Origin of the sequence: Pararobbsia alpina (genome assembly GCF_902859895.1) — a bacterium.
Taxonomy (GTDB): domain Bacteria; phylum Pseudomonadota; class Gammaproteobacteria; order Burkholderiales; family Burkholderiaceae; genus Pararobbsia; species Pararobbsia alpina.
In genome coordinates this window covers 123,470-138,033 of the sequence record NZ_CADIKM010000010.1, presented here as the reverse complement: position 1 = coordinate 138,033, position 14,564 = coordinate 123,470, and the positions used below count along the sequence as shown (strand labels likewise).

Annotated in this window: 12 protein-coding genes; 3 read left to right on the top strand and 9 right to left on the bottom strand. The window is 63.7% G+C overall.

Annotation, left to right across the window (positions count from 1 at the left end; genetic code table 11):
* Positions 1 to 210 precede the first annotated feature (210 nt).
* Positions 211 to 1,296 carry an MBL fold metallo-hydrolase gene (locus tag HV670_RS13305; RefSeq protein WP_175105249.1) on the top strand — a complete coding sequence of 362 codons (1,086 nt, stop codon included), beginning with the start codon at positions 211 to 213 and terminating at the stop codon, positions 1,294 to 1,296.
* Here HV670_RS13305 and HV670_RS13300 read toward each other — a convergent pair.
* The 5 genes from HV670_RS13300 to argS all read right to left on the bottom strand — a co-directional run bounded on the left by HV670_RS13300 (position 1,293) and on the right by argS (position 7,231).
* The gene (locus tag HV670_RS13300; RefSeq protein WP_175105292.1) at positions 1,293 to 2,867 is read right to left on the bottom strand and encodes an ABC transporter substrate-binding protein; all 1,575 of its coding nucleotides are present in this window, start codon (positions 2,865 to 2,867) and stop codon (positions 1,293 to 1,295) included. The genes HV670_RS13305 and HV670_RS13300 overlap by 4 nt on opposite strands.
* Positions 2,868 to 2,932: 65 nt before the next feature.
* On the bottom strand, positions 2,933 to 3,709 hold the full coding sequence (locus HV670_RS13295; protein WP_175105248.1) for an SDR family oxidoreductase: 777 nt from the start codon (positions 3,707 to 3,709) through the stop codon (positions 2,933 to 2,935).
* Positions 3,710 to 3,792: 83 nt separating this feature from the next.
* Positions 3,793 to 4,443 carry a thiol:disulfide interchange protein DsbA/DsbL gene (locus tag HV670_RS13290; RefSeq protein ID WP_175105247.1) on the bottom strand — a complete coding sequence of 217 codons (651 nt, stop codon included), beginning with the start codon at positions 4,441 to 4,443 and terminating at the stop codon, positions 3,793 to 3,795.
* 176 nt (positions 4,444 to 4,619) lie between these two features.
* On the bottom strand, positions 4,620 to 5,384 hold the full coding sequence (locus tag HV670_RS13285) for an SPOR domain-containing protein (protein ID WP_175105246.1): 765 nt from the start codon (positions 5,382 to 5,384) through the stop codon (positions 4,620 to 4,622).
* A 47-nt stretch (positions 5,385 to 5,431) separates the two neighbouring features.
* Entirely contained in the window at positions 5,432 to 7,231 is a 1,800-nt protein-coding gene (gene argS / locus HV670_RS13280) for an arginine--tRNA ligase (protein WP_175105245.1), read from the bottom strand.
* 222 nt (positions 7,232 to 7,453) lie between these two features.
* Between argS and HV670_RS13275 the strand changes: the two genes are divergently transcribed.
* Together HV670_RS13275 and HV670_RS13270 are read left to right on the top strand one after the other, a co-directional pair.
* Positions 7,454 to 7,774: a DUF1840 domain-containing protein gene (locus HV670_RS13275; RefSeq protein WP_175105244.1), complete on the top strand. Its 321-nt coding sequence runs from the start codon at positions 7,454 to 7,456 to the stop codon at positions 7,772 to 7,774.
* Between the two features lie 22 nt (positions 7,775 to 7,796).
* Positions 7,797 to 8,078, top strand: a complete 282-nt coding sequence (locus tag HV670_RS13270; RefSeq protein WP_175105243.1) for a PsiF family protein — start codon at positions 7,797 to 7,799, stop codon at positions 8,076 to 8,078.
* Positions 8,079 to 8,190: 112 nt separating this feature from the next.
* Here HV670_RS13270 and metH read toward each other — a convergent pair whose 3' ends face one another.
* The 4 genes from metH to HV670_RS13250 form a co-directional block, all read right to left on the bottom strand.
* Positions 8,191 to 10,950: a methionine synthase gene (gene metH, locus HV670_RS13265; protein ID WP_175105242.1), complete on the bottom strand. Its 2,760-nt coding sequence runs from the start codon at positions 10,948 to 10,950 to the stop codon at positions 8,191 to 8,193.
* Positions 10,947 to 12,014: a homocysteine S-methyltransferase family protein gene (locus tag HV670_RS13260; protein ID WP_175105291.1), complete on the bottom strand. Its 1,068-nt coding sequence runs from the start codon at positions 12,012 to 12,014 to the stop codon at positions 10,947 to 10,949. The genes metH and HV670_RS13260 overlap by 4 nt, the downstream gene beginning before the upstream one ends.
* A 321-nt stretch (positions 12,015 to 12,335) precedes the next feature.
* Positions 12,336 to 12,593 (bottom strand): BTH_I0359 family protein, encoded by a 258-nt coding sequence (locus HV670_RS13255; RefSeq protein WP_175105241.1) that lies wholly within the window; start codon positions 12,591 to 12,593, stop codon positions 12,336 to 12,338.
* Positions 12,594 to 13,083: 490 nt separating this feature from the next.
* A complete protein-coding gene (locus HV670_RS13250) occupies positions 13,084 to 14,541 on the bottom strand; it encodes a DUF3108 domain-containing protein (protein WP_246257346.1) in 1,458 nt (485 codons plus the stop codon).
* Positions 14,542 to 14,564 lie beyond the last annotated feature (23 nt).

Genomic DNA, 14,564 nt, shown 5'->3' with positions numbered 1-14,564 from the left:
CGTTCCGGCCAGCCGCCCTCAACGGGCCGACCGGGCAGGTTTCGCTGACCGATTCCCGCAGAGAGGGTACGCGCAGCGCCGGTGCGTTCCGGCGATTACAATCGAGCTTTACGTTATCGTCAACTGCGCAAACGCGCAACCGTGCCGTCGCACGGACGCCGATGACCCAGGCCAGCGCGGCGTGCGCGAGCCGATTTCCTGACACATTCCATGAATGTCCTTGAGCAGCAACTGAACTACCCGCTCGGCGAGTCCCTGCCGGAGCCGGCGCACCGCCTCGAGGTCGCAGCCGGCGTGTATTGGCTGCGCATGCCGCTGCCCTTCGTGCTCGATCACATCAACGTCTGGCTGCTGCGCGACGAGATCGAGGGCCAGGCGGGCTGGACGATCGTCGATTGCGGGGTTACCGACGCCTCGATCAAGGCGCTTTGGGAGCGCGTGTTCGACGAACACCTCGACGGACTGCCTGTGCTGCGGGTGCTGGTCACGCATTTCCATCCCGACCACGTCGGTCTTGCGCACTGGATCTGCGCAGGCGGCGACCGGGCGCGCTGGGATGTGCGGCTCTGGATGTCGCTCGGTGAATACATGACCGCCCGCACCCTGGCGGCCGGCGACGTCTCGGGTTCGAGCGCGGGTGGCGATGCCGCCGCGCGGCATTTCATGCTGCACGGCTTGCAGGATGCCGACGCAATCGCGCAGATCCGCGCGCGCAAGAACTATTACAGCAAGCTCGTGCCACAGGTCCCGGCGACCTACCGCCGCGTGCGCGAAGGCGATGTGGTCGCGATCGGCGAGCGCGGCTGGCAGGTGATCACGGGCTTCGGTCATTCGTCCGAACACTGCGCGCTCTACGATGCGCAGGACGAGGTGCTGATCGCGGGCGATATGGTGCTGCCGCGCATCTCGACCAATGTCTCGGTGTTCGATGTCGAGCCCGAAGCAAACCCGCTCGCCTGGTTTCTCGAATCGCTCGACCATTTTCGTTCGCTGTCGCCCGATACGCTCGTGCTGCCTTCGCATGGCAAGCCGTTTCGCGGCCTTCATACCCGGCTCGCGCAACTTCGCGACCACCATGCCGCCCGTCTCGACGAGGTCCGCGAGGCTTGCGCCGCCAAGCCTTGCAGTGCCGCCGATATCTTGCCGATGATGTTCAAGCGCAAGCTCGACACGCATCAGATGACGTTTGCGATGGGCGAGGCGCTCGCCCACCTGCACCTGCTCTGGCACGCGGGCGAGCTTCGGCGCGTGCGCGGCGAGGATGGCGTGATCCGCTTCGTACCCAGCGGGATCTAGTTCACCGTCACGTTGCCGAAATTCTGCCGTCCGAACGGACTGACCTGATAGCCGTCGACGTTCGATTGCAACACGGCGGCCGCGCTCGGGTAGGCAAGCGGGATCCAGAGCGCCTGGTCGTGGATCAACTGCTGCGCCTTCAGGTAGCTGGCCGATCGTTTGCCCGCGTCGGTCGTCGAACGGCCATCGGCGATCAGCTTGTCGAGTGCCGGGTCGCAATAGCGCGCGAAGTTGATTCCCGATTGCACGGACGCGCAGCTGAACAGCGGTGTCAGGAAATTGTCCGGATCGCCGTCGTCGCCGGCCCACCCCATGAAGAGCAGATCATGCTGGCCTTGCTTGGCGGAACGAATCAGCTCGCCCCATTCGACGACCTTGACTTGCGCGGTCACGCCGATCTTCGCCAGATCGGCTTGCAGCAATTCGGCCGAGAGTGTCGGGTCGGGGTTCAGCACGCTGCCGGTCGGCCGCGTCCAGATCGTCGTCGGGAAGCCATTCGGGTAGCCCGCTTCGGCGAGCAGCTTCTTCGCCTGGGCGAGATCGTGCGGGTAGGGCTGCAGATCCTTCGCATAGCTCCATGTACCAGCCGGGTAGGGATTGACAGCGGGTGTCGCGGTGCCGTCGAACACGGCCCTCACATAGGTCGCGCGGTCGAACGCCATATTGAGGGCCTGCCGCACCTTTGGATTGTCGAAGGGCTTGTGCTGCGTATTGAGCGCGACGAAGGCGGTCATGAAGGCGGGCCGCTCGCTGACTTTCACCTTCTTGTCGCTTTTTGCCGCGAGCACATCCTGTGGCGTCGGCGACAGCGCGATCTGGCATTCGCCGGTCTTGACCTTCTGCATGCGCACGGCGGTGTCAGGCGTGATCGCATAGATCAGCTTGTCGACCTTCGGCTTCGGCCCCCAGTAGCCAGGGTTCACGTCGTAGCGGATCACTGCGTCCTTCTGGTAGCTGCGCAACATGAACGGACCGGTACCGACCGGCTTCGCATTGAGATCGGCCGTGCGGCCGGCCTTGAGCAACTGATCCGCGTATTCGGCCGAATAGATCGAAGCGAAGCCCATGCTCAGGATCGGCAGGAAGGTCGCATTGGGCTCGCTGAGCGTGAAGCGGACCGTCTGTGCATCGACCTTGTCGATCGACTTGATCAGCTTGGGTAACTGCATCGACAGCGCATGCGGAAAGCCGCTCGGGCCGCTGACCTTGTGCCAGGGTTGCTTGGGGTCGAGCATCCGCGTGAAGGTGAAGATCACATCGTCGGCGTCGAGCGGCCGCGACGGTGTGAACCAGGGGGTCTTCTGGAACTGCACATTCGCGCGCAGATGGAAGGTATAGCTCAGGCCGTCGGTGCTGACGTCCCATTTGTCGGCCAGGGCGGGCACGATCTTGTCGTTCGACTCGTCGAGCGCAACGAGTCCGTTGAAGATCACGTCCGCCGATGCGTTGGTCGTCACGAGCGAGTTGAACAGCACGACGTCGAAGCCATCGGGACTTGCCTCAGTGCAGACGACCAGCGGCTTCGCAAGCGCGGCGCCCGGGCCGAAGGCCAGGGCGAGCAGCGGCACCATCACGAACGCGGTAGCGCTTGCCTTCAGAGTTGCTCGGAATGACATCAGGGATAAATCCTCGTATCTCAGTCGGCTGCGCGCTTCTTGCGCGGAGCGCGTTCGAAAGCGAAATCATAGAGCCAGCGCGGGGTCACATGCAGCAGCATTGCGACGAACCGCATCGGCCAGGGAATCACGGTGAACCTCACGCGGCGCGCGATCGCCCGCACGGCGCGCACGGCGAACGCGTCGGCGTCCATCAGGAAGGGCATGGGATAACTGTTGCCGTCCGTCATCGGCGTGCGGATATAGCCGGGGGCGATCGTCACGACCGCGATGCCCGCTGCGCGCAGCTCGACGCGCAGACTTTCGAGATAGCGCGTCGCCGCGGCCTTCGAGGCGCTGTAGGCGCCCCCACCGGGCAAGCCGCGCACACCTGCGACGCTCGCGATGCCGACCAGCGTACCGGTGCGTGTCTCGGTCATCGGACCGATGAACGGTTCGAAGGTCGCGACCATCGCAAGATAGTTGACATCCATGATCGTACGAAACGCATCGAGGTCGCCGCGTCCCGTGACTGCCCCCGCGCTGATGCCGGCATTGGCGACCACGATGTCCGGGCAACCCGCATGGGCGATAAAGTCCTGTGCGGCGGCCGCGAGCGCGGCATGGTCGCGCACGTCGGTCACATAGACCGCGATTCGCAGGCTCGGGTAGCGTGCCCGAAGGGGCTCGATCGCATCGCCGCGGCGCACGACGAGCCCGAGCGTCGCGCCTTGCTCCGCGTATCGGGTCGCCAGTGCCAGACCGAGGCCGCTCGATGCGCCAGTGATGAACACTTTCAGGGGAGTGCGCGCTCGCATCGGCAGGCCTCGCGGTGGTTAAAAAAAATCCGCGGGTTCATGGCAATGAAACCGCGGATCGTTCCGGTGGGGCGGGAGCCTTCTTACATCTTCTTCGCCCGGACCTGCGCGACCAGATAGTCGAGCACTTGCAAGGTGCTTTCCAGGCTGTTCGTGATGCCGGGGCCGGTTTCATACTTGCCCTGCACCGCAATCGTTGGCACGCCGTCGATCTGGTAGGACTCGATCATCTGGTCGTCGCGCTTGATCATGCTGTCGTTCGCGAACGAGTTATAAGCGGCGAGGAACTTCTGTTTGTCGACGCCGTTCTTCGCAAGGAAGTCGGCCTGCGTTTCCGGCGTCAGCAGGTAGTCCCTCTCGACATGGATTTCATGGAAGATCTTCGAGGTGAGCTGCGGCTCGACACCGAGTTCAACCAAGGCGTGGTACAGCTTCTGGTGAGGCACGAACTGCGGCTGGAACGCGACCGGTACGCGCTTGAACACGACGTCGGGGTCCTGCTTCTTGAGCCAGCCTTCGAGGATGGGTTCGAACTCGTTGCAGTGCGGGCAGCCGTACCAGAAGAATTCGGTGACTTCGATCTTGCCGGCACTCACGTCGACCGTTTGCTGGGTCGGGAGAGTCTTGTAATCCTTGCCGTTGACGGGCGCAGCGGGGCTCGCGAACGAAGGCGCCGAGGCAAAAGCCGCACCCAGGACCAGTGACGCGAACAGCGTACGAATGAGTTTGTTCATGGAAATAGTTGGTTCGGGAAATTAAGACGCTCGTTTTCAGACGGGACGCGCGGTGAATGGTTCAGCCGCGCCCCCCTCTTGCTGAAGGCTTACAGTGTGCTTGTCGCCGCACGCTTTGCCCGCCTGCCGGTTTGCTTTTGAGCTCACCATGGGCGTGCATCGCGTGGGCTGTGATGTCATTGTTCTTTCTGGAAGCGGATCACGACCGTATCGATGCCCGCATCGGAGAGACGCTGCCGCGCGGCATTCATATCGGCGAATTTCGTGAACGGACCGACGCGCACGCGGAAGTACGTGACGCCGCTGGCATCACGCCGCGTGACCTTCGACTCGAAGCCCTGGAAGGCGAGCCGTGCGCGCTGCTGATCGGCATCGGCCTCGGTCTTGTAGGCCCCGACCTGGAGCAGGTAGCCCGAATTCGCATCGTTGGCCGCCGCGTTCGCGCCGGCGTTGGGCTGCGGTGCGGGCGCGAGGGCTGCCACATTGGCATTCGCGCTCGGCGCGGGCTTCTGCACCTGAGGTGCCTGCGGCGCCGGCGCTTCGCCCGGACTGGCCACCGGACCCCCGCTGCCCGGCACGACGGTCGGCGCAGTGGCGGTGGTGGCCGGTGCCGACGGCGGGACTTCGATGATCTGCGGTTCAGGGCTGCCGATGTTCGCGGCCGGCGCCGCCGGCGCGGCCGCGCCGGGTACCGGCTGGCCCGGTGCCTTGCCTTGCAGCGAGCGGTTCAGGTCCACGTCGGACGCGGCGCTTGCATCGCTCGCGGCGCCGCCGGTCAGCTTCGCGACGAACGGCGTCGGCGAGCGCGTGATGTAGAGCGCGACGATGACCGCGATCGCCAGACCGACGATCAAGCCCAGCACGATGCCGACAAACGTGCCGCCACCCTGCTTCGACGGTCTGCCACCCTGATTTGAAGATGTTCGACGTTTTGTTGCCATCGCGAGTGAGGTTCCTGGAACAGTGATCGATTATAGACGGGGGCCGGTTACATTTTCTGCGGGGCGCTGACGCCGATCGTCGCCAGACCGTTCGCCAAGACCTGGCGCGTCGCTGCCAGCAGGGCGATTCGTGCCGTGCGCAGGGCCGCATCGTCGACGAGCACGCGATCGGCCGTGTAGAAAGAATGAAACTCGCCGGCCAGATCCCGCAGATAGAACGCGACCGCATGCGGGCCGAGTTCGTCGGCGGCGTGGGCGAGCATGTCGGGATATTCGGCGAGGCGCGCGAGCAGCGCCTGCGCGCGCTCGGAGTCGAGCGGCGCGAGGTCCCCGGCGCCGAGGCCCGGCAGCCGCGCGAGATCGCCGCCGTGCTCGGCGACCCAGGTGTTCAGGATCGAACTGATCCGGGCGTGCGCATATTGCACGTAGTAGACGGGGTTCTCGTCGCTCTGCTTGAGCGCGAGATCGACATCGAACACAAATTCGGTGTCGGCCTTGCGCGAGATCAGGAAGAAACGCACCGCATCGCGGCCGCGCTGAATGATCTCGGGTGAATCAATGGCGCCCGCGGCATCGTCCTGCGCGGTGCTGCCGCCGCCCGACCAGACGATCAGATCGCGCAGCGTCACATAGCTGCCCGCGCGCTTGGAGATCTTGACCTCCTGGCCATTGCGCATGACCGTGACCATCTTGTGCAGCACGTAGTCGGGATAGCCCTTCGGAATGCCGAGGCCGACCCCTTGCAGGCCCGCGCGCACGCGCGCGATCGTGCCGTGGTGGTCGGTGCCTTGGATATTGATCGCCTTCGTGAAGCCACGCTCCCATTTCGAGAGGTGATAGGCCACGTCGGGCACGAAATACGTGAATGTGCCGTCGGACTTGCGCATCACGCGGTCCTTGTCGTCGCCGTCCTCGGTCGTGCGCAGCCAGAGCGCGCCGTCGAGCTCGTACGTCTTGCCGGCCTTGATCAGCCGTTCGACAGTGTCCGCGACGCGGCCTTCGTCGTACAGCGACGATTCGAGGTAGTAGCAGTCGAACTGCACGCCGAAGGCCTGGAGGTCGAGATCCTGCTCGTGGCGAAGGTAGGCGACCGCGAAACGGCGGATGGCCTCGACGTCATCCAGGTTGCCCGTGGCCTTGACGGGTGCGCCGTCCTTGGCCGCGACGGTTGCGCCCGCGAGATAGTCGGCCGCGATGTCGGCGATGTACTCGCCGTTGTACGTCCCGGCGGGCCACGCCGCGTCGCCGGGCTTATGGCCCTGGCCGCGCGCGAGCACCGACGCGGCAAGGTTGCCGATCTGCACGCCCGCATCGTTGTAGTAGAACTCACGGTGGACGTCCCACCGCTGCGTTTCGAGCAGCTTCGCCAGCGCGTCGCCGAGCGCGGCCTGGCGCGCATGGCCGACGTGCAGCGGACCGGTCGGGTTGGCCGAGACGAACTCGATCATGACGCGCTGCCCCGCATGCGGCGCGTCCGCGGGGGCGTGGCCAAAGTCCGCGCCGGCCGACAAGATCGAGGCGACGACGGTCTGCTTGGCGGCAAGCGCGAGGCGCAGGTTGATGAAGCCGGGTCCGGCGATCTCGATCGAGTCGATCAGGCCGGTGGCGCGTGGGTCGTTGCGCAGTGCATCGGCGAGCTTTTGCGCGAGTTCGCGCGGGTTCATTTTGAGCGGCTTCGCCAGTTGCATGGCGAGATTGCTTGCGGCGTCGCCATGTGCGGCGACCTTCGGCCGGTCGAGCGAGATCGCGGGCGCGGCGGGTGGAGCCTCGAGGCCGGAAGCGGCGATCAGCGCGGCGGCGGCATCGGCCAGGATGGATTCGATCTTGAGGCGTTGTTGAGGCAGCATGAAGGGCTCGGCAAAGCAGCTAGGACAGCGCCTGGGCGGGGGCCGTGCTCACCTGCGCAGGGCCGCGGCGGCGGCCTGCCGGGTGGCGGGTCACGCCCGTCAGGCTTCGAAAAAAGCGAGTTTATCAGGTGCTATGATGGAAACTGGCATGCGCCGCTCGCGCGGCGGCGCGAATTTGTTTGGGTACCTGGTACCGAATGCACAACAAACCAAGGAGTCGCCATGCTGATCACGTTCAAATCGAGTGCCGCGCCGGAAGTCATGATGCTCGATAACCTGGCTCAGCTTCTGCTGGGAATCATCGGCAAGCGTCTTGGCCAACGTGGCGTGATCACCCATGACGAACTCGAGGTGGCGATCGTCAAGCTCGAGGCCGCGATCGTCGTCGACAAGGATGCAAAGACGCAGCACGACTCGGTTCACCACCATGACGACCGGCATGAGCGCGATCTGCCCGTGGGCCTTGCACAACGCGCCTATCCGTTTCTCGACATGATGCGGCACGCACAGAAGATGAAGGCGGATATCGTTTGGGGCGTGTAAGACTTTCTCAACGGAGGTTACGATGCGCAATGCCATAGCCGTAGTCATCGCCGCGCTGGCCGTCAGCTTCGCGCTGCCGGGCCTCGCCAGCACCCAGACGGACAAGATGTCCGCTTGCAACCAGCAGGCCGCCGGCAAGAAGGGCGATGAACGCAAGGCCTTCATGAGTTCGTGTCTGTCAAACGCGCCCGCGAAGCCGATGACCCAGCAGGAGCGCATGACCGACTGCAACAAGCAGGCAACGGGCAAGAAGGGCGATGAACGCAAGGCCTTCATGTCGAGCTGCCTGAGCAACAAGGGTTAAGGCACCGAAGGTCGACGGTCGCACCGAAGGGTCGATGACTGCATCGAAGGGTTGATGGCCGCACCGAAGGGTTGACGGCCGTATAGGGATCGTCAACCCTTCAGCTCCCGCCTTATAGCTGAGGCGCGAGCGCGCGGCGCGCGACGTCGAGCGGCAGGTCCGCGCGGCGCGCATAGTCCTCGAGCTGGTCCTGGCTGATCTTGCCCACCGAGAAGTAGGTGCTGTCCGGGTGTGCGAGATAGAAGCCCGATACGCTCGCGGCCGGCAGCATGGCGAGCGACTCTGTGACCGACATGTGAATGTCGTGGCACTGGAGCACCTCGAACATCGGCTTCTTGACCCGATGATCGGGGCAGGCCGGGTAGCCCGGCGCGGGCCGCACACCGGCATACTTTTCCTCGATCAGATCTTCCCCCGTCAGCTGTTCGCCGAGCGCATAACCCCAGAGGTCAGTGCGCACCTTCTCGTGCATGCGTTCGGCGAACGCCTCGGCGAGCCGGTCGGCGAGCGCCTTGAGCATGATCGCGCTGTAGTCGTCGTGGTCGGCCATGAACGTCGCCTCCTTCGCTTCGATGCCGAGTCCTGTCGTCACCGCGAACATGCCGATATAGTCGGCCACGCCCGATTCCCTCGGGGCGATGAAGTCCGCGAGCGAACGGTTCGGACGTTGCACCCCGTCGACGACCGGCCGCTCCGTCTGCTGGCGCAGATTGCGCCAGGTCAGCGCCACTTCACTGCGGGTGTCGTCCGTGTAGATCTCGATATCGTCGTCGTTGACGGTATTCGCGGGCAGCAGCGCGATCACGCCATTGGCCTTGAGCCAGTTGCCCTGGACCAGCCGCGAGAGCATGCGCTTGCCGTCGGCAAACACCTGCCGCGCCGACTCGCCGACGATCTCGTCGTCGAGGATCGCGGGATAGGAGCCGGCCAGATCCCAGGTCTGGAAGAACGGCCCCCAGTCGATATAGTCGACGAGCTCGCCGAGATCATAGTTCTTGAAGACGCGCCGTCCGAGCACCTTCGGCTTGACCGGCGTAAAGCGGGTCCAGTCGATCCGGTGCTTGTTCTCGCGCGCCTGCGCGAGGGTGACCATCGGCACCGCCTTGCGGTTCGCATGTTGGTGGCGGATCCGCTCGTAGTCGCTCCTGAGCTCCTCGAGGTAGCCTGCCGCCCCCTCGTCGGACAGCAGGCTCGAGGCGACCGAGACTGAACGCGAGGCGTCCGGCACATAGACCACCGGGCCTTCATAGTGCGGGGCGATCTTCACGGCCGTGTGCACGCGCGAGGTGGTCGCGCCGCCGATCAGCAGTGGAATCTGCTTGAGCCGGAAATGATCGTCGCGCTGCATCTCGGCTGCGACATAGGCCATTTCCTCGAGGCTTGGTGTGATGAGGCCCGAGAGGCCGACGATGTCGGCATTCTCGTTCTTCGCCATCGCCAGGATGTCGGCGCACGGCACCATCACTCCCATATTGACGACGTCGAAGTTGTTGCACTGGAGCACGACCGACACGATGTTCTTGCCGATATCGTGGACGTCGCCCTTGACGGTCGCAATCACGATCTTGCCCTTGGAACGCACGTCGGCGCCCGTCGCGGCGAGCTTCGCTTTTTCTTCCTCGATGAAGGGGATCAGGTGGGCGACGGCCTGCTTCATCACGCGTGCGGACTTCACGACCTGCGGCAGGAACATCTTGCCCGCGCCGAACAGGTCGCCCACGATATTCATGCCGTCCATCAGCGGCCCTTCGATCACCTGGATCGGGCGCTCGAACTGCTGGCGGGCTTCCTCGGTGTCTTCGACGATGAACGTCGTGACGCCCCGGACCAGCGCATGCGCAAGCCGCTCTCCGACGCTTTTCTCGCGCCATTCGAGATTGTCCTCGCGCTTCGCCGCGCCGCTCTTGAAGCGATCGGCGGCTTCAAGCAGGCGTTCGGTCGGCGTAAGCTCGCCGGCGACCGTGCGGTTCAGCACGACGTCCTCGACGCGTTCGCGCAGATCGGGGTCGAGGTCGGCATAGACGCCGAGCTGGCCCGCGTTGACGATCCCCATATCCATGCCCGCGCCGATCGCGTGATACAGGAACACCGTATGAATTGCCTCGCGCACGGGATCGTTGCCGCGGAACGAGAACGAGACGTTCGAGACGCCGCCGCTGACCTTCGCGCCGGGCAGGTTCTCCTTGATCCAGCGCGTCGCGTTGATGAAGTCGACCGCGTAGTTGTTGTGCTCTTCGATGCCGGTCGCGATCGCGAAGATGTTCGGGTCGAACACGATGTCTTCGGGCGGAAAGCCGACTTCGTCGACGAGAATCCGGTAGCTGCGTTCGCAGATCGACGTCTTGCGTTCAAAGGTGTCGGCCTGGCCCTGCTCGTCGAATGCCATCACGACGGCGGCCGCGCCGTAGCGCTTGATCAACCGCGCATGGTGCTTGAACGCCTCGACGCCTTCCTTCATCGAGATCGAATTGACGATCGCCTTACCCTGCACGCACTTGAGGCCGGCCTCGATCACCTCGAACTTCGACGAGTCGATCATGATCGGCACGCGCGCGATATCCGGCTCGGAGGCGATCAGGTTCAGGAAGCGAACCATCGCCGCCTTCGAATCGAGCATCGCCTCGTCCATGTTCACGTCGATGATCTGCGCGCCATTCTCGACCTGCTGGCGCGCGACGACGAGTGCTTCGTCGAACTGACCATTGAGAATCATCCGCGCGAATGCCTTCGAACCCGTGACGTTGGTGCGTTCGCCGACATTGATGAACAGCGAGCCTTCACCGAAATTGAAAGGTTCGAGTCCCGACAGCCGCGTGGCTTGGTTTGGCGTTGAAGACGTATTGTCGAGCGGCGAGTGGGTATCGACGGTCATGCGGCGGTCCGGTATTGGTTCGGCCATTGGCGGGGTTTGACGGAGGCGAGCGACTGGGCGATCGCGGCGATATGCGCCGGGGTCGTGCCGCAGCAGCCGCCGGCGATGTTCACGAGCCCGGAATCGGCGAACTCGTGAAGCAAACTCGAGGTGATTTCCGGCGTCTCGTCGAACCCGGTGTCGCTCATCGGGTTCGGCAGTCCCGCATTCGGATAGCACGAGACATAGCAGTCGCAGAGCTTCGCGAGTTCGGCGATATACGGGCGCATCAGTGCTGCGCCGAGTGCGCAGTTCAGTCCGAAGGTCAGCGGCTTCGCATGGCGCAGCGAGTTCCAGAACGCCTCGACCGTCTGGCCGGACAAGATGCGTCCCGACGCATCGGTCACCGTACCCGAGATCATGATCGGCAGGACTTCGCCGCTGTCCTCGAACAGCTCATCGAGTGCGAACAGTGCGGCCTTCGCGTTGAGCGTGTCGAAGATCGTTTCGACGAGAAACAGATCGGCGCCGCCTTCGAGCAAGGCCTTGGCTTGCTCGTAGTACGAGTCGCGCAGTTCGTCGAAGCTCGTGTTGCGCGCGCCTGGGTCGTTGACGTCCGGCGAGATGCTCGCGGTCTTCGGCGTCGGTCCGATCGCGCCCGCGACGAAGCGCGGCTTGTCGGGTGTCGAATACTTGTCGCAGGCCGCGCGTGCGAGCCGGGCCGACTCGAGGTTCATCTCGCGGGCGAGATCTTCCATCCGGTAATCGGCCTGGGCGACGCGCGTCGCGCCAAAGGTATTGGTCTCGATGATGTCCGCACCGGCCGCGAGGTATTGCTCGTGAATCTCCTGGATCACGTCGGGCCGCGTCAGCGACAGCAACTCGTTGTTGCCCTTGATGTCGCGGCCGAGATCGGCGAAGCGCTGGCCCCGGTAGGCCGCTTCATCGAGCTTGTACTGCTGGATCATCGTGCCCATCGCGCCGTCGAGGATCAGGATCCGCTGTTTCAACAGTGCCGGCATCTGCGCGCCGCGCGTATAGCGTCGAGGGTCGCTGGCTGGGGTGAGAGGGCTGGCTTGGCTCATGATCTTCGTGGTCGAAAACATTGATTGAAACAGCGGGAACACTTCGGCACGCGCCGTCATGCGGACACTGTCCGGGCCGGTATTCGTCCTGGCGGTGGCTGCTGAAACGGGTAATCCGCTATTTTACCGGGTATGGGCCGATTCACATTTGGATACAAAGACTCCTATCTTAAAAAAGGGCGAATCGCAGACGCAATCTTGAAGAATTGGCACTGTTCCTCCGTGGTGATCCGTCGCATTGAGTGCTGCAGGGGGTCTGTACAAAAGACAAAGGCCCCGTCCGCATCGCGGATCGGGGCCTGCAACCGGCATCGCGCGTGTTTAGTGCAGGATGACGGGTTGTTGCATAAGGCTGTCGAACTGACCGAGGAATTCATCGACCTCGTCAAGCGACGGCTGTTTTTCGATCAGCTTCTGCACGTGTTCGCGAAAGCGAACCGCCATAAAGCCATCAATGTAGAGTTCGCGCTGCAGGTTCTTGTCGACGATCTCATAACCGCCGGACGTCAGCGCGACGTTGTCGTCCTGCGCCGGGAACTCGACGACGCAATAGTTCGGGCTGTTGTAAATCATTTGCATGGCGACTCTCCTCATCCTGCTGCTCTATTCGCTGAGACATAAATGGAGCGGGTTGGTCGGAATTCAAGAGGTCGACCCGGACGCGCCCGACAGCGTCGCTTCCGAATCTACTGATTAGACAGGGCCCTGTAGAAACGTTTCCAGCATAGTCGCAAATCCAGACCGCTGCATTCAGACTACGCGATCCTTTCAAGCTTCCCCGTGTTCGAGTTGCGCGCGGGCAACGTAAAGGGCGTTTGAATGTTCCACTATCGTTTTACGCACGCTTCGTTCAAGCATGTTCGTCGGCTCTGTGCTCGTCTCTTGCGGGCACGTTCCCTGTACCCTGCCGAATCATTTCAATGCTTGCAGTCTCTCGCGAGTTCGCTTTCGATGCGTTCCTGTCGATGCGTTTACTGCACAACGCACGAGACGCCAGTTGGGATGACACCAGGGAAAACAGCACGCCGCGCGCCTGCGCGGGTATCCCTGTAAGCAAACGTTGCCAGCCTTACGGATTGACGCGCTCCTCGAGGGGGCTGCCGGCTGCGCTGTGCGGACTGGGCAGCGTGTTGTTTACCGCGCTGCTTGCCGGGTCGCCAGATGGGCTGTTTGCGGCATCGTTTGCATGGGCGTCGGCACGAGGCGCGTCCGCGCCCGTATAGCGCAATTCGATCTCTGTGCCATTGGGCTCGGTTTGCATGAAGCGGATCGGCAGCCAACCGAGCGACGGGGCGAGCCAGACATCGACCTTGCGTCGGTCGCCTTCGCGGCGGGGCAGGCGTGTGAAGTGGCGCGCCGGTACGAAACCGAGACTGGTCTGCACACTCTCGTCGCCGACGGTTTCGATCGGCCAGGTTTCACCGCTGTCGTTGTCGAGCACGAAGAACTCGCGAGTGACCCCCGGCGTGTATCGCGCGGGATCGCCACGCACGAGACTCGAGAGTTGCATGAACATGCTGAAGCGGTCCTGCGCACCGGGAGGCAGATCGACGCTCGAGGGATTGCGACTAAACACCGCATGCGGCTTCGAGGTATCGTCGCCGCGCGCGAACGTGGTGAGATCCGTGCCGCGCCGGCCATGCTGCTCGGTATAGTGCAGTGGAGCGAGCCCATATGCGTCGACCCGGCCTTCGCTTATATATGAGTAAGTGCCGACGAACGGCAAAGGGATCGACACGATCATCTGATAGGTCGAGCCATCCGTTGCCCAATGAATCGTGCCCGATGGGTTCTGCACGCCGTTGTAGAAGCTGGCGTAGTGGAGGTCGGCCGGCGGCGGCAAGGAGAACTTCTCGCCTGCCGGTGCATTCGCCGCCGGTGCGGCAACCCCTGGGCCGGCGTGGCCCGTGTTTGCCGTCGAATCCGCGTTTGAATTGGCGAGGGGAGCGGATGCCGTCGATGCGCTGGCGGACGAAGGTACGCTTGCGTTAGCAGATGCGCTTGCCGGCGAGCTTGCTGCCGTCGACAAGGGTTCAGCCGAAGCGGGGGACGCGGCGGCAGCCGCCGTCGACGCCGCCGCTAAAGAAGGTGCAGATGCAACTGCCTGCACCGGGGTAGCCGGCTTCGATACGCGCACGGGCGGCTTGTTCGGAACAGGTGGCCTGGTCGATTTATGAGATTCGCCGATGCTCGCCTGCAGCGCATCCTTGCGCGCGGCGGCAGGGGTTTTTCCTGCTTCGCCGGCTTGCGGTCCGTCTTTCGACTCATCTTTCGGCGAATGCTCATCCGCCATGCTGCGCACGGCCTGTGGTTTGAGCAGCGCGATCTGGACCGGCACCTTGAAGTCCTGCTTGTCGAGCCTTGAAGGTCCGCCTAAGCGGATCACCCAGAGGCCCGCGACGAAGTGCAGGGCCAGCACGACCGCGAGCGCAACCAGCCAGCGTGGCCAGCGACGCCGGGCAATGGGAAAAGAATGGAAAGGAAAGCGGTTCGAAGTCGTCATCCGGTACATCGGGGTGGTTCGCATGCACCTGCTGGCGGCGCGATGCC